Source organism: Xanthobacter autotrophicus, assembly GCF_005871085.1.
GTDB lineage: Bacteria > Pseudomonadota > Alphaproteobacteria > Rhizobiales > Xanthobacteraceae > Xanthobacter > Xanthobacter autotrophicus.
The window spans coordinates 280,580-304,577 of the sequence record NZ_VAUP01000037.1; the positions used below are offsets into that span (position 1 = coordinate 280,580).

Consider the following 23,998-nt stretch of genomic DNA (forward strand, 5'->3'; position numbering starts at 1 on the left):
CCAAAAAGCTATATTACATTGGATATAACTCTGTCGCCAAGGCACCCCCGACGGAACGGCGGACGCCCTTCCCTCCCCGTCGCCTGCGTCCTATGGAAAGGAACCCCTCCCCGGAGCCTTGCCATGGTTTCTTACGTCTTCGCGCCGCCCGCCGTCCCCACCCTTCCCATCGTGGGCAGCGACGATCACTTCCCGGTCCACCGCATCTATTGCGTGGGCCGCAACTTCGCCGACCATGCGGTGGAGATGGGCCATGATCCCAACAAGGAGCCGCCCTTCTTCTTCCAGAAAAACCCCGACACCTTGGTGCCCCACGGCGCGACCATCGCCTATCCGAAGATGTCGCAGGACGTGCACCATGAGATCGAACTGGTGGTGGCGCTGAAGGCCGGCGGCGAGGACATTCCGCTGGAGCGGGCGCTGGACTGCGTGTTCGGCTATGCGGTGGGCCTCGACCTCACCCGCCGCGACCTGCAGGGCGAGGCCAAGAAGCTCGGCCGCCCGTGGGAAGTGGGCAAGGCGTTCGAGGAGGCCGCGCCCTGCTCGGCCCTGGTGCCGGCGGCCACCATCGGCCATCCCGACGCGGGGCGCATCTTCCTGAAGATCAACGGGTCCGTGAAGCAGGAGGGCAACCTCAACCAGATGATCTGGAAGGTGCCGGAGATGATCGCCACCCTCTCCACCCTGTTCCGCCTTGCCCCCGGCGACCTCATTTTCGCCGGCACCCCGGCGGGCGTCGGCCCCATCTCCAAGGGCGACGTGCTGGAAGGCGGCGTGGAGGGCGTGGGTGAACTCCGCCTCACGGTGGTGTGAGAGCCGAGGCGCCTGCGATCAGGTCGTCTAACCCAAGTCGTCCAACGCCGGCCCCGGACCCAGGTCGCAGCCAGTGTCCGGGCGGCCTTGTTCTGGCCCGATAGAGACAGGGGCCATCAGGCCCCTGTCTCAGCCAGCGGATGGGCCCAAAAGCAGCACGGACGCAAAGCCCGGCTCGCCTCAATGAAGGGCCGGCTCAATGGCGGAGAAAGATGTTTGCGAGTTCGGGATTGGCTGGGGGACTAGGATTCGAACCTAGATTAACGGAGTCAGAGTCCGCGGTTCTACCGTTGAACTATCCCCCAACGCCGCCCTCTATGCGCCACCGAGGTGGCCAAGGACGCGTGCCCCGAAAGGCAGGTGGGGTCTATACGCAATTCTCCGCCCCGGTTCAATAGGCTTTCGAGTCATCCACAGCCTGCCGCGGACCCGCTCTGGTATACGGTATCCGCATTGGTGCCATGCACAATCGATGCTGTTGCAGCGCACGCACCTGGCTTATGTTGCGGTCATCGAATTTGGAGCCACTCTCCAAGTGGAGGCGAAAATGGCCACGATCACTGCAACTCCTTCCCGCGAATTCGGGCTGTTCGGGCGCCTGGGCGCCGCGGCTTCCAAGGTGGCTTCCGCCATTGCCGAAGCCCGCCAGATGGCGGCCCGTTATGAGCAGCTCCGCCGCATGCCCAACAGCGAACTCGCCAAGCTCGGCTGCACCCGCGACGAGATTGCACAGCTGGTTGTCCGCGGTCTCTGAGCCTCTTCTGCTTCTGCCTTTCCGGGCTCGGTTGCCCGGAGCGTGACATCTTCCGCGTTTCCTCCCAGTGCCTGTCCCGCCCACCGCAAGGTGGCGCGGGACTTTCTTTTTGGGGTGATGGGTCCTACTCGACCCGCACCGTCACGCTGTCGGAAAGCCCCGCCGCGTCGATCACGGTGAGGCGGGCAAAGCCCCGCCCCTGCGGCGTCCAGAACAGGGTGCGCCGGTCGTCCACCTGCGCCACAGGGCGGCCGTCCATCAGCAGGGTAAGCGGGAAGGTGCCGCCATCCACCTTGAGCGCGAGGGTCTCCGCCTCGGCGCCGGAAACCCGCGCGCCGTCCGGCGGATAGACCACCTGCAAGGGCTGCTCCTGCCGGGTGCGGCCGAAATGGCGCTGCGGCACGGGAAGGCGAGCGTTCGCCGCCATCACCGCGCCGCGCGGCGCCGGGCCAAGGCCCGCCGGGGTGCGGACGATGCGGGCAAAGGCGTCGAACAAAAGCGGCGCCGCCGCCGCGCGGCCGGTGAGATCCGGCACCGCCTGCCCGTCCGGCCGGCCCACCCAGACGCCCACGGTGCGCCGCCCGTCGAAGCCCATGGCCCAGCTGTCGCGATAGCCGTAGGACGTGCCGGTCTTGAAGGCGATGCGGCCGCCCAGCGCATTCTCCGGCGCCGGCGTGCCCAGAAGGCACTGGCCCACGTACCAGGCCGCCACCTGATCCACGAGCTGGGACCGGCGCGGCGCCGTCACCGCGCGCCCTTCGCGGCGGAACACAAACGGATGCGCTTCCCCGCCCCGCGCCAGCGCGGCGTAGAGCATGGTGAGGTCCACGAGGCGGATGCCCACGCCGCCGAGCCCCATGGGCAAAGCCGGCGCCGCCCCCGGCGGCAGTTCCAGCCGCGCCCCGGCCTGCTGAAGGCGGGTGGCGAGGCGCTGCGGCCCCACCGCATCCAAGAGCCGCACCGCCGGCACGTTCAGGGACAATTGCAGCGCCTTGCGCACCGAGAGGGTGCCCTGGAAGCTGCGGTCGAAATTCTCCGGCCGCCAGCCGCCGAAACGGGCCGGCCGGTCCTCGATCATCGTCTCGGGATGGGCGATGCCGTCCTCGAAGGCGAGGGCGTAGATGAAGGGCTTGAGCGTCGAGCCTGGCGAGCGCACCGCGCGGGCAAGATCCACCGCGCCGGCGCGGTTCTTGTCGAGGAAATCCGCCGAGGCCACATAGGCCCGCACCTCGGCGCTGTCATTGTCCATCACCACCATTGCGGAGGACAGACCGCGGCCCAGAGCCCGCGTGCGCTCGCGCACCAACTCCTCCAGCTTCTCCTGCAGCGGCGCGTCGAGGGTGGAGAGGTGGCGGGAGAGATCCGGCCGCTCGGCCACCATCTGCTCGGCCAGATGAGGCGCCAGTTGCGGCAAGGGGCGCCGCGCCGTGGGCACCGGCTCGGCCTTGGCCACGCGCACCTCGTCGGCGGCAAGCAGGCCCTGGGACAGAAGCCGGTCCAGCACCCGGTCGCGCGCCGCCCGTGCCCGGGCCGCAAAGCGATCCGGCCGGCGGGTTTCCGGCGCCTGCGGCAGGGCCACCAGCAAGGCCGCCTCGCCGAGGGTGAGCCGGCGCGGCTCCTTGCCGAAATAGGTCAGCGACGCCGCCCGCACCCCCTCGATGTTGCCGCCATAGGGGGCGAGCGTCAGATAGAGCCCGAGGATCTCGGGCTTGGACAGATGGGCCTCCAGCTCCAGTGCCCGGCGCATCTGGGCGAGCTTGGCGGCGAGGGTGCGCGGACGCGGCGGCAAAGTGAGGCGCGCCACCTGCATGGTGAGCGTCGAGCCGCCGGAGACCACCCGCCGCGATCCCGCCGCCTGCCCTGCCGCCCGCAGCAGCGCCAAGGCATCGACGCCGCCATGTTGCTCGAACCGGCGATCCTCATAGGCGAGGATCATGGTGATGAGGCGCGGGTCCACGTCCTCCACCGTGGCGGCGAGGCGCCAGCGGCCATCGGGCAGCGCGAAGGGCCGCAGCAGCCGGCCCTCGCGATCCACCACCTCGGCCGAGACCTTCACCTGCGGCGCAGGCGGAGCGTTGGCGCGCAGATGATGCAGCCCCGCGAAGCCGCCGCCCACCAGCACCCCCGCCCCCAACACAAGGCCGGCCGCCACCCGCCGCAGACGGCGGCGGGCGGGAGCGGCGGGCGATGGCCCGGATGGCTGGGTCGCGCTCATCGGGCGGGGGCCACCTCCAGCGTGCCGGCGGCGGTGCGGGCGAAGCGGTCGGGGCGGTACATGTCCTCCACCATGGCGGGGGGATGGGCATAGCGCCCGGGCGAAACCGCCCGCACCGTGTAGGCGACGACGAAGGCGCCATCACCCTCCTGCCGGGTCACCGAGGCGACGAAGCGGTCGTCGCGGAACTCCACGTGGCCCGCCTCGCTGGTCTCATCCAGCCAGGTGAAGCCGCCGTCGCCGCCCTGGACGAGGCTCGGATTCTCGATCTCGAAGCCGGCGGGCAGATAGTCCACCAGCAGCACGTCGGCCAGCGCGCTCTGGGTCTCGCTGAACGAGAGCACCACCGCGAAGCGCTGGTTCTGCACCGCCTTGGAGGGGTCGGCGGCCTTGCCGTCGAGGGTGAAGTAGCGCCGCTCCAGGGTGAAGCCCTTCGCCACCGGTGGCTCCGGCGCCACGGGGGCGCCATTGATGCCGATCACCACCTTCACCGCCTCGGCGCCGGCATTGCGCAGGGTCACCGGCCCGCGCTCCAGATCGGCGCGAGAAAGCTTGCGGCCGAACGGGCCGCGCACCAGACCTCCATCCACCTCAAGCCCCATGTTGGCGGCGCTGGCCGCGAGCGAGCGGGCGGCGAGCAGCAGCCAGGCGTTTTCCTGCGTGGAGGTGCGCTCGGTGCGTACCCGCGCCGCATCCACGCGGGCAAGCGCCACGTCGGCCAGCTTCTCCAGGCCCGCCTCGCGGGCGAGCACGGTGAGGGCCGCCGCATCGCGCAGCACCGAGCCGAAATCGGGCCGGCCCGCCACCGGCGCACCGGGATTGGCGGGCAGGCCCTCGATGGCCACGTTGAAGGCCCGTTCCGCCCGGGTGCGATCCCCGAGCAGGGCGAGCGCCGCGCCCACCTGTCCCTTGGCGAGGGGGGTGCCGAGGTCCTTCAGCCTTGTATCGGCCAGATAGCGCAGATCGCCCAGGGGCGCGCGGCCGTTGCGGGCCAGTACATAGAGCGCATAGGCGAGGTTCTCGGTCTCCGCGCGCATGTCGGCGCCGGCGAGGTTGACCACGTTGCGCAGCCGGTCGAGGGCCAATGAGAAGGCCACCTCCGGCACGGCAAAGCCCTTCTCCTTGGCGCGGCTCAGGAAATCCACCACATAGGCGTCGAGCCAGGTGTCGGTGCCACCCGCCGACCACAGGCCGAACGAGCCGTCCGAGCCCTGCCGGGCCATGATCCGCACGATGGCGTCGCGGATGCGCTGGTCCGCCTCCGGGTCGGTGGCGCGGCCCGCCAGCACGCTCAGCTCGTTGTAGGACAGGAGCGGCAGCGCCCGGCTGGTGATCTGCTCGGTGCAGCCATAGGGGTAGCGGTCGAGGGCGGCCAGCAGGGCCGGCACGTCGATGGTGCTGGAAGGCATGGCGCTCACCGCCACGCTGCCGGTCCCCGGCAACAGGTCGGCGAAGAGGTCGCGCGACAGCGTGATGCTCTCGCCCGGCGCGAGCGTGCGCACGGTACGCCGCTCGATGTCCGGATAGGCCGGGCGCACGTTCATCTCGAAGCTGCGGGTGATGTCGAGCCCCTGCCCCGTCAGCCGCGCGGTGACGGTGGCGGGTCCCACGCTCTTGCCTTCCAGCGCGAGCCGCAGGGACTGGCGCTGCTTGGCCGCCAGCGTCACCGGGCCTGCCGGCTGGGTGACGGTGGCCGCACCGGTGGCGGAGACATCAAGGCGATACTCGCCGTCGGGCGCCTCCACATTGGTGAGGTCGAGGTTCAGGCTGGAGCGGTCGCCGGAGGCGAGGAAGCGCGGCAGGGTGGCGAGCATCACCACCTTGTCGCGCACCACCACGTCGGCGGAGGCATGTCCGAGCTTGCCGGCGCTCCAGGCGATGGCCATCACCCGCGCGGTGCCGTCAAAGGCGGGGATGGGGAAGGCGACCGAGGCGGTGCCGTCCGCCCCGACTTCCACGAGGCCGGAGAACAGCGCCAGCGGCGGCCCGTTCGGCGGGCTCGCGAGCATGGCGGTCTCGCCGCCGTCGCCGCCCGAGCGCAGCCGACCGGCGGCGCCCTGCATGCCGTCGATAAGCGCGCCGTAGAAATCGCGGATGTCGGAGGCCAGCCGGCGCTGGCCGAACACCACCGCATCGGGCGCCGGCGGCTTGTAGCCGGTGAGGTTGAGGATGCCCACATCCACCGCCGCCACCGTCACATAAGCCTTCTCGCCCGCGCTGAGGCCGCTGACGCGCACCGGCACGGTAAGGCTAGTGTTGGGGCGGATCTGGGCGGGCGGCGTCAGTTCCACCTTCAGGGTGCGCGCCTCCTTGTTCACGGAGAACCAGGAGAGGCCGATGGCGCGGCCGGGCATGCGGCTCGCCCCCACGTCGAGCGGCCGGTGCATGAAGGCCACCACATAGGCCCCCGGCCCCCAACCTGCGCCCACCTTGAAGCTCACCTTGTTAGCGCCGGGCGAAACAGTGAGGAACTTCTGCTCCAGAAGGCCCTCGTTGAGCACCAGCACGCTGGCGGTGCCGGCGGCGCGGGCGGTGAGGGTGGCATCCAGCGTGTCGCCGGAGGCATAGGCGGCGCGGTCCAGCGTCAGCTCCAGCCGGTCGGGCGTGTCGGCGCTGCCCTCGCCGGCAAATCCCGCCTCGAACGGCAGGCTGGTGAGCGGCAGGCCGTCGCCGATGATGTCGAGGCGGTAGCGGCCATACTCAGTGGGCACGGCGAGGCGCGCGGGACCGTCCGCCTTGGTGTCGAGCCGGCCTTCCGCCACGCGGGTCACGGTCTTCACCGGCTCATAGTCCCACGAGCCGCTGACGCGATACCACTGGTAGCGCGTCTCGATGCGCGAGAGCTTCCAGGAGAGGCCGGGGGCCGCGAGGAGCTTGTCGTCGGTGCCGGCGACCACCACGTCGAAATTGGCCACTTCCCCTTCCCGCACCCGATCGGCGAACAGCGGCTTCACGCCGATCTGGCTGCCTGCCGGCGCCACCGGCAGCACGATGGTGCGCTGGACCGCGCGCCCGCCCGCCTCCACAAGGCGCACGAAGGCTTCCATCTCCAGCGGCCGGGCCGTGCGCGGCAGTTCGGAGGCGATGAGCCGCAGGCTGGCGCGGCCGCGCGCGTCGGTGGTGGGCGTATCCGCCAGCGGCTGGCGCTCGGCCAGCACTTGGTCATCCCCATTGCCGAAGCGATAGCCGGCAAAGCCGGGGCGCTCGGCGGCGGCGCGCAGTTCACTCTCCGCCTCCACGTCGAGGCCGGAAGCGGGGGCGCCGAACAGAAAGCGCCCGTCCACCAGCACCTCGGCCGGCCGGTTGCGCGGCAGGCGCGTCTCACGGGCGGAGAGGTCGAATTCCACCCGGTCGGGCACATAGTCTTCCACCAGGAAGGTCACCTCGCCCACGGCCGGCGCCTTGGGATCGGTGAGCGCCTTGGCCCGCCAGGTGCCGGTCATGGCGCCCGTGAGCAGGGTGAAGTCCGCCGTGCGCCCGCCCGCGCCCTGGTCCGCCACCACGAGGCGCCGGTCGGCGACCCCGTCGGGCCGGAAAAGCTGGAGGGTCAGGGGCACGCCGGGTGCGGCATTGCCCTGCGCGTCCCGCAGCAGCACGGTGAGATGCACGCTCTCGCCGGACCGGTAGACGCCGCGCTCGGTGGCGAGGAAGGCATCCAGCCCCCCCGGCGCATCGCGGCCGGACACGCCGCGGTCGGTGAGGTCGAAGGCGGTCTCCTTCAGCGACAGGAAGGCATAATCGCCGCCCTCCGTGCGCGCCGTCACCACCTCCGGCCCGAGGCCGGCGGGGCCGCGGGAGAGGCCGGCATCGAAGCGCACATAGCCGTTGGCATCGCTCTTGGCCGTGCCCAGAACCTCGTTGGAGCGGGCGATGAGGCGCACCTCCGCCCCGGCCACCGGCTCGGCGCTGCCCAGAGAGCGCAGCAGCACATGGACGCCGTCCTGTCCCGACAGGGCGGTGAGGCCGAGATCGGAGACGATGAACCACTGGGTTGCCCTGGTGGAATAATCGTCGTCGCCGGCGGTCTTCTGCGGCTCGGCGGTCATCACATAGACGCCGGGCTCAAGCCGCCCCACGGCCTCGGCGACGGGCATGGCGGTGGTGACATCGGCGTTCAGCGGATTGTCCACCTCCAGCACGCCGGAATAGACGGCGATGGCGCTACCGTCGGCCAGCCGCTCACGCGTATAGGCCTCGATGCCCTGCCGGAATTCGCCCTGGATGGCGGTTGGCACAAGGCCCCGGTCGCCGATGCGCAGGATGTCGACCTTCACCGCGCTGGTGTTCACCGAAACCAGCGGAATGCCCTTCTGCCCGGTGCGCGGCAGCACATAGTTGCGGCCGGTGAAGCGCACGGTGGGCGAACGGTCGCGCACATAGATGGTGAGTTCGGTGGACTTGCGCAGCCGCTCGCCGGTGACGGCGGGAATGCCGGGGCGCACCGCCAGCGTGTAGCGCTCGCCGTGCTTCAGGCCCTCGACGCAGATCTGTCGGGCCTCGCCGGTGATGGCCGGCTTGTCCAGTCCTCCCACCTGTACGAAGGCGGCGAAATCGGTGCCGGGCACCAGATCCTCGGAGAATTGCACGCAAGCGCGCGGGGCGGCGGCGTCCGATTCCACCGAATAGTCCACCAGCCGGAACCCGTGCTCCTCCTTCAGCTTGTCGAGGAAAGTGCGGTCGGCGGCGTTGTCGCGCAGGTCGAGGGCCGTCTTCATGGTATCGATGGCGGCGTTCCACAGGCGCCGATCGGCATAGACGCGGCCGATGAAGGACAGGGCCTCGCCCTCCTCCGCCCGGGTCTGCGCCCGGCGATAGGCGATGAAGGCGGCGCCCATGGCATTGTCGACGAAGGCGGACGCGTCCTCGGTGTCGGTCGCCTTGATGGCGGCCAGCGAGCGGGCAAGGCGCAGCCACACCCCCGCATCCTGCGCCTGGGCGACGGCGAGGCTGGCATACAGCTCGGCGGCGGCGCGGGCATCGTTGCGCTGGAAAGCCTGGGCGGCGTCACGGCGCACCTTGTCGAGGGGCTGGCTGGGCGCGGTCACCTCCCGCCGCAGCACGCGCTCATAGCGGCGCGCGGCGCTCACCAGATCCGAGCGCTGGAAGGTCTTGAGGCTGGCGGGACGCGGCGGCACGGGCGGCTGGGGCTGGGCCGAAGGCGCGCCGCCCGGCACCGTCGCCGGCGGGCGCGGCACCTGCCCGAATGCCAGAGTTGCAGGGGCCGATACCGCGACGGCAAGGCAGGCGACGCGGCCGAGCGTCAGGAGGCGCCGGCGCAGGGATATTCCGCGAAGCGAATCGGAACGCGAAAACTCACGGCGCAGGAAAAAACGGCGAAGGTCCATGGACCGCTCCCTCGGTGCGCAGCACCGTTATGGGAGGCGAGGCGTGCGCCGCGGCCTTCAAGTAGGGCGGCGATCAGGCGTTGTGCCCGGTCGGTCACCCGGATCACGGTCCCCTCGGATTGCAGCGCAACCCGATTCGAAAACCGCACCCTGTCCTGAAGTCGGAGTCGGACCCACCGTGCAGGCCAATTCAACCTGAACGGATCCGGCTCCAAAGCCCGCTGATCGTTCGACCGGCCCCCTTACGAGATATGACCGACCGGTGCCCGCCTCCCCAAGAGAAGCTGGCCCGACCCCGCGCCGCCATCTATGCGCAACCGGGGCGGCTCGCCAAGGGGGATGTTCGGAACCGCCCGGAAATTTCAGGGGCGGAAGCGCTTCGGCCTTCAGACGTCCTTCGCCGGCATCAGCACATGTGGGCGCAGCAGGTGGATGCGGCGCCGGCCGATCCGCGCGATCAGGCGCCGTTCCGCCCGGGCGCCGGAAGGGTGGCCGCCGAGCCGCTCGTAATAGCTACGGGAGATGAGAAGCCCTTGCCCGGGCGCCGGCAGGCCGAACAATGCCAGCCGCGCCACGGCCAGCGCTTCACCGATGCGCGGGCCGATGCCGTAGCCATCCACGGCGAGGCGGAAGGTGGCGGCGATGCGCTCGGCCTGTCCGCGCCGCTCGCAGGTCTCGATGAAGGTCATCACCTCCCGCGCCCAGCCTTCCTCCAGGATGGAGCAATCGGACAGGAACAACACCCAGCGGCCGCGCGAATGGGCGGCGCCCTGGCGCAGGCGAACACCCACGTCGGCCACGGAGGAAAGGAAGGCACAGCCGGCGGCATCGGCAATGGTGGCGGTGCCATCGGTGGAACCTGAATCCACCAGGGTCACGTCACGCAGCACGCCCGCCGTCACGCCCTGAACGAGGGCCGACAGGACCGGCACGAGCTGGCGCTCGGAATTGTGCGTTGCAATGACGACGGACAGCACGGGAAACGTTCTCATTGAGCGTTCCCGCCAGCTATACCGCCGCATCCGCGCGCCGTCGATGCCGCATTGCACCAAAGCGGATGCTTGTGGCGACCTCAAGCGATGCGGATTGACGCGGGCTAGCCTGGAGCCGTGCGCAAATACCTTGAGTCCGCGCGCAACGGCTCGGAGCGGCACCCGCAGGACGGCTAGGGCTTAGCTATTTGGGGCAGGGCACCACCTTGTAGACCGCGTCGGCGAACTGCTTGACGCCCACGTTGATACGCAGGGGCGAAGTCCAAGTCTGGTAGGTGACGATGCCACGGGTCATGGCAATCACTTTATAATTCTCGATGCCCTTGGTCTTGTAGCACTTGCCGGGCTGAATATCCTCTTCCTTCAAAGGCATGGCAAAAACCTCAACGCAAATGGCCGAAACAATAAGGCCAGTATGATCGCCTTGAGGATCACGATCAAGACGGCCCGCCGCAGTGCAGCAGGCCCGCCGAAAGGGGGTCAGGCCATGATGGAGAGGCCGCCGTCCACATAGACGGTCATGCCGGTCAGCCGCCGCGCGAAGGGGGTGGCGAGGAAGGCCGTGGTGAGGCCCACGTCGTCGATGTCCACCAGTTCCCCGATGGGCGCGCGCTGGGTCGCCTCGGACAGGAGCACGTCGAAATCCTTCAGGCCCGAGGCGGCGCGGGTCTTCAGCGGGCCGGGCGAGACGGCATGGACACGGATGTCCTTTTGGCCGAGTTCGTAGGCAAGATAGCGCACCGTGCTTTCCAGCGCCGCCTTCACCGGTCCCATGAGATTGTAGTTGGGCACCACCTTTTCGGCGCCGTGATAGCTCATGGCCATGAGCGTGCCGCCACCCGTCATCAGCGGTTCGGCGAGCTTCGCCATGCGGATGAAGGAGTGGCAGGAAATGTCCATGGCCACCTTGAACCCCTCCGCCGAGGAATCCACCAGCCGGCCCTGAAGGTCATCCTTGGGCGCGAAGGCAATGGAATGCAGCGCGATGTCGAGGCCGCCCCACTCCTTCCCGATGCGGGCGAAGACGGCTTCCAGCTCCCCCTCCCGGCTCACGTCGCAGGGGGCGAAGATGCTGGCGCCCAACTCCTGCGCCAGCGGCTCCACATGGGGCCGCGCCTTCTCGTTGAGGTATGTGATCGCCAGCTCCGCGCCGAGCCGGCGGAACACCCGGGCGCAGCCATAGGCGATGGAATGCTCGTTGGCGATGCCCAGCACCAGGGCCTTGCGGCCCTTCAGCGCCGCTCCCAGCAGGTCCCAGTCCGGCTGCGACATGGAACCCGTCGTCGTCTCCTGCGCGCTCATACGGCCTGCCCTGCGTAGGAAGGAAAAGGAATGACCTGACCCTCGGCGCCCTGCCGCGCCGGGCCCTCGGCCAGCACGCGCTTCACATCGGCGACCACGTCGTTCACATCCGGCCCGAAGGCGATGTTCGCAAGCAGCCGGTCGAGCAACGTCAGCAGGTGGGCACGCGCCTCGGGCGTGGGAAGCAGCGCCGGAAGCGTGGCGAGGGCCTCGTCGGGCGCATGCTCGACGATGATGGACTGCCGCCGGATGATCGCCTGCCCGTCGTCGGCCGGCAGCGCGAGGAGGCCCACCTCCTGCCCCACCAGCTCGCGGATCTGCTTCAGGATGGAGAGCCTCTGCTGGCCGCCGCCGCGCTTCTGGGCCAGCAGCGCCACGCGCACCGCCGCATCGGTGAAGCCGCCCTCGCGCAGGTTGGCAAGGGCGGACGCCACCTCAACCGGCGGCTGCTCCACGATGGCGGGCGTCGTCGGCGCCGTGAGGTCGGGGTCCAGCATGGCGAGGGTGCCGTAGAGGCGGAAGAATTCCGTCTCCACGGTGGCGTCGCGCAGTTGCCGGTAGAGGTCGAAGCCGGCGGTGATGGCGGTGGCCAGGAAATGCTCGGCGGCCACGTGCGGGCCGTCCTCGTTGCGCGGGGTGCGCTGGCCACGGGCAAATTCGGCGAAGGGCGCCAGGGCCGCGAGCAACGGATTGAGGTCGGAGAGGCCCCAGCGTGCCGCCCGCAGTGGATGCACCGCCCGCAGCACCCGCCCCATCTCCGGCGTCACCACCGCCGAGAGAACGGGATGCACGAAAGTCTCATAGGCCCGCGCGTTGACCTGCGAGACATTCGCCACCACCTCGAACGGGATCTCGTCGTTCCGGCTGTATTTCTGCAGCAGGTCGAGGTCTTCCACCCGGCGCTCGGTGAGCGTCACGTCGTATTTCACCTCGCCGCCGGAATGATCCTCCTCGATGGTCATGCCATAGAGGCCCGGCGCCAGCGCCTCCACATAGTCGATGAGGTCGACGATCTGCGCATGCTCGCGCTTGGCCACCGCACCCGAGACGAAGATGCCCAGATGGCCGACGCTTTCGTGCATCAGGCCTACCACCACCTGCCCGGCACTCTTGAGGGCCTGCGTGGTGGGATAGAGGTCGGCGACCCAGTTGATGGCCTGCTGCGGCGGGGTGATGTTGTCGCCCAGCGAGGCGAAGATGATGATGGGCGAGCGCACCGCCTTCAGGTCGAAGGACTTGCCCGGCGCCCATTCCGCCTTGCCGGCGGCAAGCTTGTTGCCGACGAACAGATTCTCGACGATCCACTTGATCTCTTCCCGGTTCATCAGGAAGTAGCCGCCCCACCAGCGCTCGAATTCCAGGAAGCGCGCCGGCTCGGTGTCGATGCGGGAATAGAGGGTGTAATACTTGCCGAAATAGGTGTTGGCCGGGTTCAGATACTCGAAATTGTCCACCAGATAGGCGCCGTCGAAGACCCCGCCACCGAGGTCCGCGGCCAGCGAGGCCGTCCACGCGCCGCCGAGCACGCCGCCGGCGTAGCGCATGGGGTTCTCGGCGTCGTTGCCGGCCCAGTAGGACATGGGCGCGCCGTTCACCACGATGGGACCCACATTGTCGGGATCCAGCGCCGCCACCAGCATGGCGGCCCAGCCACCCTGGCAATTGCCCATCACCACCGGCTTGTCGCAGGTGGGATGGCGCTCGCGCACGATGCGCACGAACTCGGCCTCCGCCAGCGAAACGTCCGCCAGCGTCTGCCCCGGCACCGGCTCAGGGAAGAAGATGACCATGTAGACCGCGTGCCCGGCCTTCAGCGCGAAGCCGACTTCCGAATCCGCCTTGAAGCCGCCGATGCCAGGCCCATGGCCGGCGCGCGGATCGATGATCAGGAACGGCCGCTTGTCGGGATCGAGCGTCACCCCCTCGGGGGGCAGAATGCGCACCAGGGCGTAGTTGGCGGGGCGCGCGAAGCTGCGCGCATCGGCGATCGTCTCATAGTCGAAGGCGAGCAGCGGTGGCTTGCCGGCCTTCTCGTGGGCGATCCAGTTGTTGCCGCGCTGGCGCATGGTGTCCCAGAAGATGAGGGAGCGCTGGGCCGCATCGAACGTGTAGGAGACCGTGTCGCGCCAAGCGGAAACGGGATCCTGGGGCCGGCCGGCGGCCGCAAACGCGCTTGCCGCGCCCCGCATGGCGGCGCCATAGGCCGAGACCGCCTCGCCGAGGCGCAGGCGGTAGATCTCCGCCACCCGGCCGTACACTTTCATCATGTCCAACGGGTCCATGTGCGTCTCCTTCGAGAGCCGCCGCGTTTCATGAAACCACGAAGCGGCTTCAGGCCTTGGGCTTAAGCCGCTCAGATCTGGCCGGCATCCTGCCGGCTCTCCGCCAGCACCGCGCGCATCTCGCGCACGATGGTCCATTCCTCGTCAGTGGGGATCACATAGGCCTGCGGGCCGCTGCCCCTGGTGATGCGGGTCGCGCCGGAGCGGTTGGCTTCCGGGTCCAGCTCGAAGCCGGCCCAGCGGGCGGCCTCGATCACCTCGGCGCGGGTGGCGGCATCGTTCTCGCCGATACCGGCGGTGAAGACGAGGGCGTCGAGGCCGCCCAGCGCCGCCACCAGCGAGCCGAACTCCCGATTGATGCGATAGATGAACAGGTCGATGGCCCGCTGCGCGCTCGGCTCCGCCTCCGCCTTCTCGCGCAGTTCGCGCATGTCGTTGGAGATGCCGGAGACGCCGAGCAGGCCGCATTTGGTATAGAGGAAATGCTCGGCCTCCAGCGCGCTCATGCCCAGTTCGCGTTGGAGATAGAACACCACTCCCGCATCGATGGTACCGCAGCGTGTGCCCATCACCAGCCCATCCAGGGCGGAAAAGCCCATGGTGGTGGCGATGCTCTTCGATGCCAGCAGGGCACCAAGGCTCGCGCCCGAGCCGAGGTGCGCCGCCACCACCCTGCCGTGGACGAGGCGCTCGTCCACGTGCGGAAACTGGGTGGCGAGATAGGCATAGGACAGGCCGTGGAAGCCGTAGCGCTTCACCCCCGCGTCGGTGAGGGACTGCGGGATGGCGAAGGCCTGGGCGATCTCCGGCTGGGTGCGGTGGAAGGCGGTGTCGAAGGCCGCCACCTGCGGCAGGCCCGGCACCCGCCGCGCGATGATGCGGATGGGCTCCAGGCTGCGCGGCTGGTGCAGCGGCGCCAGCGGGGAGAACTTGTCCAGCTCGGCGATGATCTCCGGCGTCAGCCGCACCGCGTGAGTATAGTTGGGTCCGCCATGCACCACGCGATGGCCCACGGCGGCGAGCTGGTGGCCGCCGCGATGGGCGGCAAGCCAATCGGAGAGATAGGCCAGCGCCTCCTCGAAGCCGAAAGCGGCATTTTGAAGCCAGCGCTCCTCGCCCACCACTTCGCCCTCATGGTCCTTCACCCGGAAGCGCGGATCGGTGCCAAGGCCCTCGAACAGGCCGCGATAGAGGCGATTGGGCACATCCGCCCCGTCGTCCACGAACACCTGGAACTTGAGGCTGGAGGAGCCGGCATTCAGGACAAGCTGCACCTTCGCCATGCTCAGACCTCCACCGCCTTGGCGATCGCGCGCTGCGCCTCGGCCAGCAGAGCCGCCACGGCGCACGAGGCGAGCCGCGTGGTCTTGGAATCCGCCCGGCTGGTGAGGATGATGGGCACCCGCGCCCCGAGCACGATCCCGGCGGCATCGGCGCCGGCCAGGAAGGTGAGGCTTTTCGCCAGCATGTTGCCGGCCTCAAGGTCCGGCACCACCAGAATGTTGGCCCGCCCCGCCACCGGGGAGGTGATGTGCTTGATGGCCGCCGAGCCGAGGTCGATGGCGTTGTCGAGGGCCAGCGGCCCATCCACGATCCCGCCGGTGATCTGGCCGCGATCAGCCATCTTGCACAGGGCCGCCGCCTCGATGGTGGAGGGCACGTTGGGGTTCACCGTCTCCATGGCCGAGAGCACGGCGACGCGCGCCTCCTCGAACTTCATCGCATGGGCAAGGTCGATGGCGTTCTGGACGATATGGCTCTTGTCTTCCAGCGAGGGGGAGATGTTGATGGCCGCATCCGTGATGATCAAGGCATCCGGGTGACTGGGCACATCCATCACGAAGCAATGACTGATGCGCCGCGCGGTACGCAGGCCGGTATCGCGGGCCACCACCGCGCCCATCAGTTCGTCGGTGTGGAGGCTGCCCTTCATCAGGGCGTCGGCCTCACCGCAGCGTACCAGTTCCACCGCCTTGGCGGCGGCATCGTGGCTGTGGGCGGCGTTCACCTGCCGCACAGCGGAAATGTCCAGCTTGGCAGCGCTCGCGGCCGCCGCGATCTTCCCCGGCGGGCCGACCAGGATGGGCTCGATGAGGCCAAGCTCGGCCGCCTCCAGCGCCGCGCCGAGGGAGGCCTCATCGCACGGATGAACGACTGCCACCCTCAGCCGAGGCAAGGCCTGCGCGGCAGCGATGAGGCGATCATACTTCTCGTGACGCGGCGCCTGGGCGTGAGGAATGGACGGCTCTAGGGCGATGGAGGCCGGCATCAAGATTTCTCCCTGTCGTCCCGCCTGGCCGGTACACGATCGTCCTCTCCCCGGCGATCCAAAGCGCGACAGGTGGAGGAAAATTCACGACCGGGTCAGGTTCAAGCCGAATTGAGCCCGAGGCTATGCCCAATTCAGGCTCTCGTCTTCCATGACACAAATCAATCATGGATTTTATGACGCTTTGGTATCGTCTTCTTCGTCTGGATCGGACTGGTCCGTATCCACTGCCGCCAGCGCCTTCACGGCATGGCGCAAGGTGGGATGGATGACGATACCATCGGGATTGAAGCCGTGGGTTACCATCCAGTTGCGCCACTCGGTCTGCCGGCCGGCTCCGACGAGCGCAATGCCGCGCTGGCCCAGGATCTCCGATACCTCCTTCAGGGTGAACAGGCCGGTCACATCCGTCTCCGTCACCGGCAACAGATCGAGAATGACAGCCTTCGGCGCCCCCTCTTCCGCAGTGGTGGCCGCCAGAAGCGTGTGACGAAAATGGCCGGCATTGAAGAAGACGAGCGGACCGTTGAAGCGGAAAATGACGAGACCATGGGGGGCCGTCGCGTTCTGGTGCCGCGACAAAGCGTGGAAGCCCGGCATGCCGGCCACCCGGCCGAGGATTTCCACCCGGGGCCGCGCGCTCATGCGCAGGAACCGCAGCAGCGCCAGCACCACGGCCACCAGGATGCCCTGGGTCGCCCCCAGCACCACCACCCCCAGCGTGGCGAGAATGGAGATGGCCGCCTCTGCCCGGTCGGCGCGGGCGATGAGGCGCAGGGTGGCAAGGTCCACCAGCGAGAGGCCCGCCATCACCAGCACCGCACCCAGCGCCGCCACCGGCACGTAGCGCAGCGGCGCGGTGAGGAACATAAGCACCAGCGCCACCGCGAGGGCCGCGAACAACGCCGCAGCGTGGGTGCGGCCACCGGCAGCATCGGACATGGCGGTGCGCGAATCCGCGCCACTGATGGCGAAGCCATAGGTGAGGGCCGAAACCACGTTGGCGGCCCCGAGGGCGGCGAAGTCCTTGTCCGGATCCACTTCGTAGCCGTTCTTCGAGGCGAAGGAGCGGGACGTGAGCATCATGCTGGTGAAGCTCACCAAAGCGAGACCGCCGGCAGCGGGCACGAGCGCGGCCAGCGCGTCGGGATCAAGCCGCACCAGCATGATTCCCGGAAGCCCCGCCGGCACCACGCCCAGCGTCTTCACCCCCTCGAGGTCGAGGCCCAGCAGGAATACCGCCAGCGCCGCGCCGGCCATGGCCAGCACCGCCGCAGGAAAGGCCGGCAGCAGCCGCCCGCTCACGATCATGAGGCCGAACGCGCCGAGTGCCAGCAGCAGGGTGGGCGGATGGGTCTCGCCGAGACGCAGGATGAGATTGAAGGTTGCATGCAGGACATGGCCGCCCGTGCCCTCGATCCGCGTGATCTTGGCGAGCTGGCCCAGCACGATGGTGATGGCGATGCCGTTCAGGAAGCCGATGAGGATGGGCTTGGACAGGAAATCAGCCAGCACGCCGAGGCGCAGGAACCTTGCCAGGATGCAGATGATGCCGGTCAGCAGCGCCAGTTCCGCCGAGAGCGTCGCATAGGCCGCCCCGTCTCCCGCTGCCAGCGGCGCCACGGCGGAGGCTATGACGGCGCAGGTGGCGGCATCGGGCCCCAGCACCAGCTGGCGGGACGAGCCGAAGATGGCATAGGCCACAAGGGGGAAGACGCAGGAATAAAGCCCGACCTCCGGCCGGAAGCCGGCAAGCTCGGCATAGGCGATGCCCACCGGGATCGCCACTGCCGCCACCGCGAGGCCGGCCCTGAGGTCGGCGCCGAGATCCACCCGTCGATAGGCGAGGAGGGCGGAAAGCCCGGGTGCCCAGCGCTTCAGGGCTTCACGCACGATCCCGCTCCTCGCCTCGCCATGCCGCGCGGACGCTCCGGGATTCGGGGCGGCATAGGCGCGCGAATGTTAAATCAGGAAGGGCGAGGCAGATAGCCGGCTTGGTGCAGCTCCAAAGGAGCGCCCCGCGCTGGCGCGCGGGGCATGAGGCAAACTTGGAGGAAAATCCCGGCCGAGCCGCGTGCGGGGAAAGCGGCCCGGCCGACGCCGCCCGGAAGGTCTCGTGCAGCGCGGGATCATCATTCGTCAGGCTGCAGGTCGCCGCATCCCCCAAACTGAGGACAGCGCAGATTTCCGCCGCAACCGCCAGACGCGCACGCCGAGAGCACCTTTGCGCAGGCACCCGCCGGGAAGGGACCAACTCGCCCGGCGTCCCGGTTCGAGATTTGAGCCGGTGTCGTTATGGTGGGGCATCCGGACCGATCCGGCTCCGAGGCAGCAGCCAAATGACTGAAGTCCCCATGATCGACGCGCGATGACCACAGCCGCCCCGGCCTTGCGCACCCTCCTGCGCCACAGGAATCGCCTCCTGACGGGGCTCGCCGGGCTGCTGTGGCTGGTGATCGTCATTTTGTCCCTGCTGCCGGGAAGCGAGAGGCCGCACACCGGCTATTCCGGCAACCTTGAGCATTTTATCGCCTATCTGGGCACGGCAGCGGTGACCGCCTTCGCCTTTCCGGCGGCATCCCTCTTTCGTCTCGCCCTGCCCTTCTGCCTGGCCTCCGGGCTGTTCGAGCTTGCCCAGATCGCCATTCCAGGGCGCTCGCCGGGGGTCGACAACTGGATGGCGAGCAGTCTTGGCGCCCTCGCCGGGATCATCGCTGTGCGCACCGTGGCCCGGCCTCTCCTGATGCGCTGCCTCGGCCGCACACCCTGACCAGCGGAGCGGAGGGGCCGCCCCCGCGCGGCCCCTCCCTGCCCGCTCACTTCATCGTGGGCATGACGAAGTCGGCGCCGGCGCGGATGCCGGTGGGCCAGCGGGTGGTGATGGTCTTCAGGCGCGTATAGAAGCGCACGCCCTCCGGCCCATGCATATGGTGGTCGCCGAACAGGGAAGCCTTCCAGCCGCCGAAGGAGTGGAACGCCATGGGCACCGGGATCGGCACGTTGATGCCGACCATGCCCACCTTGATCTGGTGCGCGAACTCGCGCGCCGCATCGCCGTCGCGGGTGAAGATGGCGGTGCCGTTGCCGAACTCGTGGGTGTTGATGAGGCGCGCCGCCGTGGCATAGCTGTCGGCGCGCACCACGGCGAGGACGGGTCCGAAGATCTCCTCCTTGTAGATGCGCATATCGCTCGTCACGTGGTCGAACAGGGTGCCGCCGATGAAATAGCCGCCCTCATAGCCCTGGAGCCTGAGGCCGCGCCCGTCCACCACCAGCTTCGCCCCTTCCGCGACGCCGCTGTCCACATAGCCCGACACCTTGTCGAGGTGCTGCTTCGTCACCAGCGGGCCCATCTCCGCCTCGGGATCGGTACCGGGGCCGACCTTGAGGGCGCGCACCCGCGGCTCCAGCTTCTCCATCAGCGCCTCGGCGGTGCCCTCGCCCACCGGCACCGCCACCGAGACCGCCATGCAGCGCTCACCGGCCGAGCCGTAGGCGGCGCCCATGAGGGCGTCCACGGCCTGGTCCATGTCGGCGTCGGGCATGATGATCATGTGGTTCTTGGCGCCGCCCAGCGCCTGGCAGCGCTTTCCGGTGCGCGCCGCCCTCTCGTAGATGTAGCGGGCGATGGGAGTGGAGCCGACGAAGCTGATGGCCTCCACGCCCGGATCGTTCAGCAGCGCGTCCACCGCCACCTTGTCGCCCTGCACCACGGTGAAGACACCGTCCGGCAGGCCCGCTTCCTTCAGCCACTCCGCCAGCAGCAGGGAGGCGGAGGGATCGCGCTCGGACGGCTTCAGGATGAAGCAGTTGCCGCACGCCAGCGCCACCGGGAACATCCACATGGGCACCATGGCCGGGAAGTTGAACGGCGTGATGCCGGCCACCACCCCCAGCGGCTGGCGCACGGCGTGGCTGTCCACCCTGGTGCCCACGTCCTCGGTGATCTCGCCCTTGAGCAGCTGCGGCGCGCCGGTGGCGAATTCCACCACCTCCATGCCGCGCTGGATCTCGCCCTTGGCGTCGGAGAACACCTTGCCGTGCTCGGCGGAGATGACTTCCGCCAGGGTGTCGATGCGCTCTTCCAGAATGCGTAGGAAGGCGTTGAGAATGCGGGCGCGGCGCAGGGGCGTGGTGGCCGCCCAGCCGGGCGCGGCGGCATTGGCCGCCTCCACCGCCGCGCGCACTTCCGCCTCGGAGGCCAGCGCCACCTCGCCCGACTGCACCCCCGTGGCTGGATTGTACACCGGCGCGGTGCGTCCGCTGGTGCCGGGGACCTGCCGGCCGGCAATGAAATGCGGGATGGCGAGCGGGCCTGCAACAGGCTGGGCGGCGGCGAGCGGCATGGTTTGGGCCTCTTGAAGCGGCAGGAAGGTGCCCCGTCTTCCCACTTCAAAAGATGATCATCAATGCTATCATTCGAGCATCTGTTGTGCGGAATTTGAAGTATGGATTGGGACCATCTGCGCGTCTTCCTTGCCGTGGCGCGGCAGGGGCAGCTTCTGGCGGCGTCGCGGCGGCTGGGGCTCAACCATGCCACCGTGGCCCGCCGGCTCGATGCGCTGGAAGAGGCCCTCGGCGCCCCATTGTTCGATCGCCGCCCCGCCGGCTGCGTACCCACCGACGCTGGAGAACGGCTACTACCGGCGGCCGAGCGGGTGGAAGCGGAGATGCTGGGCATCGCCGAGAGCTTCCGCGACGCGGCAGCCGATGTCTCCGGCACCGTGCGCATCGGCGCGCCGGATGGGCTCGGCAACTACTTCCTCGCCGCGGAGCTGGGGGCGCTGGCTGCCCTTTATCCGGACCTCGTGGTGGAGCTGGTGCCGCTGCCGCGCACCTTCTCTTTGTCGCGGCGGGAGGCGGACCTGGCCATCGTACTCGACCGGCCCACGGAAGGCCGGCTGCTGGTCTCCCGGCTGATCGACTACACGCTCTCGGTCTATGCCGCCCGCGCCTATCTGGAGCGCCACGGCACTCCGGCGAGCGTGGAAGACCTCGCCGGCCACGTTGTGGTGACGGGGGTGGAGGACCTCGCCTATGCCTCGGCGCTGGATTATTCCGGCGTGCTGGAAAAGTACGGGCGCAGCCGGTTTCGCTGCGCCAGCGTCATGGGCCAGATGGAGGCGGTGCGGGCGGGGGCCGGCATCGGCGTGCTGCACGATTTCGCCGCCGGCCGGCATCTGGAGGCGCAAGGCCCGGATGCGCTGGTGCGGATCCTGCCCGGCATCGGCTTTCGCCGCTCCTATTTCCTCCTCGCCCATCCCGACACCGCGCAGGTGCGGCGCATCACGGTGCTGCGGGATGTTCTCACCCAGCGCTTCCGCGAGGCGCGCGCCCGCTTCATCGTCTCATGAAAATGGCGCGGTCGGCACGGATGGTGGTGGTGATGGCCTCCAGCACCGCCCGCACCCGGTTGAGGTGCTTGAGGTCGTCATGCACCGAAACCCAATAGCTGCGGGTCAGGCGAAAGACGCGATCCAGCAGCACCTGAAGCTCGGGATGGGCGGCCGCCAGAAACGCCGGCAGCACGCCCAGCGCCGCCCCGCTCACCACCGCGTTCACCTGCGCGATGACGCTGGTGGAGCGGATGACCGGCGTCACCTCCACCCCCGCCTCAAGGGTGGAGAAATCCAGCGCGCGGGTGAACAGCAGCTCCGGGATATAGCCCGCGAAGACATGACCCTGAAGCTCCGCCGCCGTGCCGGGCCGGCCCCTGCGGTCGAAATAGGCCTGCGTGCCAAAGAGTTCGAGGGTGTAGTCCGTGAGTTTCTTCACGCTCAACTGGCCGGCGAGGGGTCGATCCAGGGTGATGGCGATGTCCACCTCGCGGCTCGCCAGCGAATAGGCGCGCGGCAGGGCGACCAGTTCTGTCTCCAGCTTCGGATTCTCCGCCGACAGCGCCGCGAGGCGAGAGGCCAGATAGCCCACCCCCAGCCCTTCCGGCGCGCCGATGCGCACCCGCCCCGCCACCTGCATGCCGGCCTCGCCGAGCCCGACGATCTTGCGCAGGACGATGGATTCCATCTCCTCCGCCGCCTGAGCCAGCTTCTGGCCCTGCTCGGTGATGACGGTGCGGCGGCCGGCGCGGGCAACGAGGGGCGCCCCCACCTCCTTCTCCAGCCGGGCGACGCGGCGGCCCACCGTGGTATCGTCGAGGCCCAAAGCGCGCCCGGCCCCCGCCATCCGGCCGGTGCGCGCCAGCTGGAGGAAGATGCGCAAATCGTCCCAATCCATGGCCTCGGGATCTCTCGCCAATTGCTGCAATTTTGCAGAATGGATCCGACTTTATCGGCCTTGAGTGCAAATCTGCAAGCTGGGATCAAGGCACAACCCAGCGCGAGGAGGAACGCCAGATGCAGCGCCAGAACGAAAAGGCCGCCGAACGGCTGGAGGGAGATTACGACTATATCGTCGTGGGCGCTGGCACCGCCGGCTGCATCGTCGCCAATCGGCTGTCGGCGGATGCGCGCAAGCGCGTGCTGATCCTCGAAGCGGGCGGCCACGACAACTGGATCTGGTTCCACATTCCGGTGGGCTACCTGTTCGCCATCGGCAATCCACGCGCGGACTGGATGTTCAGAACCGACCCCGAGCCGGGGCTGAACGGGCGCTCGCTGGCCTATCCGCGCGGCAAGGTCATCGGCGGCTGCTCGGCCATCAACGCCATGATCTCCATGCGCGGCCAGGCGGCGGACTACGACCACTGGCGCCAATTGGGCCTCGCCGGCTGGGGCTGGGACGATGTGCTGCCCGCCTTCAAATCGCTGGAGGACCATTTCCTCGGCGCCAGCGATATCCACGGCACCGGTGGCGGCTGGCGCATCGAGGCGCCACGCATCGCCTGGCCGGTGCTCGACAAGGTGGCGCAGGCGGCGGGCGAGATGGGCATCCGCTCGGTGCCCGATTTCAACACCGGCGACAACGAGGGCGTCGGCTATTTCCACGTGAACCAGAAGCTCGGCCGGCGCTGGTCCTCGGCCCGCGGCTTTCTGAAACCTGCCTTGTCCCGCCCCAACCTGCGACTGGAAACCGGCGTGCTGGTGGACCGTCTCGTCATCGAGAACGGCCGCGCGGTGGGCGTGCGCTACCAGCAGAACGGCCGGCTGGTGGAGGCCCGCAGCCGTGGCGAGGTGATCCTGTCCGCCGGCTCCATCGGCTCCACGCAGGTGCTGCACCGCTCCGGCATCGGGCCGGGCGAATGGCTCTCCGCGCTCGGCATCGAGACCGTGCGCGACCGGCCGGGGGTGGGCCGAAACCTTCAGGATCACCTGCAGCAGCGGGCCATCTACAAGGTGAACGGCATCCGCACCTTGAACGAAACCTATTATTCCCTGCCCCGCCGCGCGCTGATGGGAGTGGACTATGCCCTGCGCCGGCGCGGGCCGCTCACCATGGCGCCGTCCCAGCTCGGCATCTTCACCCGCTCCGATCCGAGGCAGGAGCGGGCCAACATCCAGTTCCACGTGCAGCCGCTGTCGCTCGACAAATTCGGCGAGCCGCTGCACCGCTTCCCGGCCATCACGGTCGCGGCCTGCAACCTGCGGCCCACCTCGCGCGGCGTGGTGCGCCTCACCTCGCGGGCGCTGGATGCCGCCCCGCAGATCGCCCCCAATTATCTCGCCACCGACGAGGACCGTCAGGTGGCGGCGGACGCCATCCGCGTCACCCGCCGCCTCATGCGCCAGCAGGCCCTTAGCCCCTACCAGCCGGAGGAATATCTGCCCGGCCCCTTGGTGGGCGAGGACGATGCGTCCCTCGCCAAGGCGGCGGGCGACATCGGCACCACCATCTTCCATCCCGTGGGCACGGCGAAGATGGGCCGTCCGGACGATCCCATGGCGGTGGTGGACGAGCGGCTGCGCGTCTATGGCATCGAGGGGCTGCGCGTCATCGACGCCTCGGTGATGCCCACAATCACCTCGGGCAACACCAATACCCCCACCGCCATGATCGCTGAGAAGGGGGCCCGCCTCGCCATCGAGGATGCGGCGCTGGGCGCCTCCTCCGCCACCGCGGCGGCGTGAGG

General features: G+C 69.0%; 16 protein-coding genes and 1 tRNA gene. 5 read left to right on the forward strand and 12 right to left on the reverse strand.

Annotated features, from left to right (window positions below; genetic code table 11):
* The first annotated feature begins 123 nt into the window (after window positions 1-123).
* A complete protein-coding gene (locus FBQ73_RS19030) occupies window positions 124-813 on the forward strand; it encodes a fumarylacetoacetate hydrolase family protein (protein ID WP_138401057.1) in 690 nt (229 codons plus the stop codon).
* A 231-nt stretch (window positions 814-1,044) separates the two neighbouring features.
* Here the strand turns inward: FBQ73_RS19030 and FBQ73_RS19035 are convergent.
* Window positions 1,045-1,118: transfer RNA gene (locus tag FBQ73_RS19035), tRNA-Gln, on the reverse strand.
* A 242-nt stretch (window positions 1,119-1,360) separates the two neighbouring features.
* Here FBQ73_RS19035 and FBQ73_RS19040 point away from each other — a divergent pair.
* A complete protein-coding gene (locus FBQ73_RS19040) occupies window positions 1,361-1,567 on the forward strand; it encodes a hypothetical protein (protein WP_138401058.1) in 207 nt (68 codons plus the stop codon).
* A 124-nt stretch (window positions 1,568-1,691) separates the two neighbouring features.
* Here the strand turns inward: FBQ73_RS19040 and pbpC are convergent, their stop codons facing one another.
* The 9 genes from pbpC to FBQ73_RS19085 all read right to left on the reverse strand — a co-directional run bounded on the left by pbpC (window position 1,692) and on the right by FBQ73_RS19085 (window position 17,865).
* The gene (gene pbpC / locus FBQ73_RS19045; protein WP_210236828.1) at window positions 1,692-3,782 is read right to left on the reverse strand and encodes a penicillin-binding protein 1C; all 2,091 of its coding nucleotides are present in this window, start codon (window positions 3,780-3,782) and stop codon (window positions 1,692-1,694) included.
* Entirely contained in the window at window positions 3,779-9,127 is a 5,349-nt protein-coding gene (locus FBQ73_RS19050; protein WP_138401059.1) for an alpha-2-macroglobulin, read from the reverse strand. The genes pbpC and FBQ73_RS19050 overlap by 4 nt, the downstream gene beginning before the upstream one ends.
* A gap of 386 nt (window positions 9,128-9,513) precedes the next feature.
* Window positions 9,514-10,119, reverse strand: a complete 606-nt coding sequence (locus tag FBQ73_RS19055) for a glycosyltransferase (protein WP_246089778.1) — start codon at window positions 10,117-10,119, stop codon at window positions 9,514-9,516.
* A 184-nt stretch (window positions 10,120-10,303) separates the two neighbouring features.
* Entirely contained in the window at window positions 10,304-10,492 is a 189-nt protein-coding gene (locus tag FBQ73_RS19060) for a hypothetical protein (RefSeq protein ID WP_138401061.1), read from the reverse strand.
* Between the two features lie 107 nt (window positions 10,493-10,599).
* Window positions 10,600-11,391 (reverse strand): enoyl-ACP reductase FabI, encoded by a 792-nt coding sequence (fabI, locus tag FBQ73_RS19065; RefSeq protein WP_138401118.1) that lies wholly within the window; start codon window positions 11,389-11,391, stop codon window positions 10,600-10,602.
* A gap of 26 nt (window positions 11,392-11,417) precedes the next feature.
* Window positions 11,418-13,703: a DUF3141 domain-containing protein gene (locus FBQ73_RS19070; RefSeq protein ID WP_246089779.1), complete on the reverse strand. Its 2,286-nt coding sequence runs from the start codon at window positions 13,701-13,703 to the stop codon at window positions 11,418-11,420.
* 71 nt (window positions 13,704-13,774) lie between these two features.
* The gene (locus FBQ73_RS19075; protein WP_138401062.1) at window positions 13,775-14,986 is read right to left on the reverse strand and encodes an acetate/propionate family kinase; all 1,212 of its coding nucleotides are present in this window, start codon (window positions 14,984-14,986) and stop codon (window positions 13,775-13,777) included.
* A gap of 2 nt (window positions 14,987-14,988) precedes the next feature.
* On the reverse strand, window positions 14,989-15,972 hold the full coding sequence (locus tag FBQ73_RS19080) for a phosphate acetyltransferase (protein ID WP_138401063.1): 984 nt from the start codon (window positions 15,970-15,972) through the stop codon (window positions 14,989-14,991).
* Between the two features lie 174 nt (window positions 15,973-16,146).
* Window positions 16,147-17,865 (reverse strand): SulP family inorganic anion transporter, encoded by a 1,719-nt coding sequence (locus FBQ73_RS19085; RefSeq protein WP_138401064.1) that lies wholly within the window; start codon window positions 17,863-17,865, stop codon window positions 16,147-16,149.
* A gap of 475 nt (window positions 17,866-18,340) precedes the next feature.
* Between FBQ73_RS19085 and FBQ73_RS19090 the strand changes: the two genes are divergently transcribed.
* Window positions 18,341-18,742 (forward strand): VanZ family protein, encoded by a 402-nt coding sequence (locus FBQ73_RS19090; protein WP_138401065.1) that lies wholly within the window; start codon window positions 18,341-18,343, stop codon window positions 18,740-18,742.
* A 46-nt stretch (window positions 18,743-18,788) separates the two neighbouring features.
* On the opposite strand, the gene FBQ73_RS19095 is transcribed toward FBQ73_RS19090, so the two are convergent.
* Window positions 18,789-20,318: a CoA-acylating methylmalonate-semialdehyde dehydrogenase gene (locus FBQ73_RS19095; RefSeq protein ID WP_138401066.1), complete on the reverse strand. Its 1,530-nt coding sequence runs from the start codon at window positions 20,316-20,318 to the stop codon at window positions 18,789-18,791.
* A gap of 102 nt (window positions 20,319-20,420) precedes the next feature.
* On the opposite strand from FBQ73_RS19095, the gene FBQ73_RS19100 reads away from it, so the two are divergent.
* Window positions 20,421-21,326: a LysR family transcriptional regulator gene (locus FBQ73_RS19100; RefSeq protein ID WP_138401067.1), complete on the forward strand. Its 906-nt coding sequence runs from the start codon at window positions 20,421-20,423 to the stop codon at window positions 21,324-21,326.
* On the opposite strand, the gene FBQ73_RS19105 is transcribed toward FBQ73_RS19100, so the two are convergent.
* The gene (locus tag FBQ73_RS19105) at window positions 21,313-22,206 is read right to left on the reverse strand and encodes a LysR family transcriptional regulator (RefSeq protein WP_138401068.1); all 894 of its coding nucleotides are present in this window, start codon (window positions 22,204-22,206) and stop codon (window positions 21,313-21,315) included. The genes FBQ73_RS19100 and FBQ73_RS19105 overlap by 14 nt on opposite strands.
* Before the next feature lie 119 nt (window positions 22,207-22,325).
* Here FBQ73_RS19105 and FBQ73_RS19110 point away from each other — a divergent pair, with 119 nt between their 5' ends.
* Window positions 22,326-23,996: a GMC family oxidoreductase gene (locus FBQ73_RS19110; RefSeq protein WP_138401069.1), complete on the forward strand. Its 1,671-nt coding sequence runs from the start codon at window positions 22,326-22,328 to the stop codon at window positions 23,994-23,996.
* Window positions 23,997-23,998 lie beyond the last annotated feature (2 nt).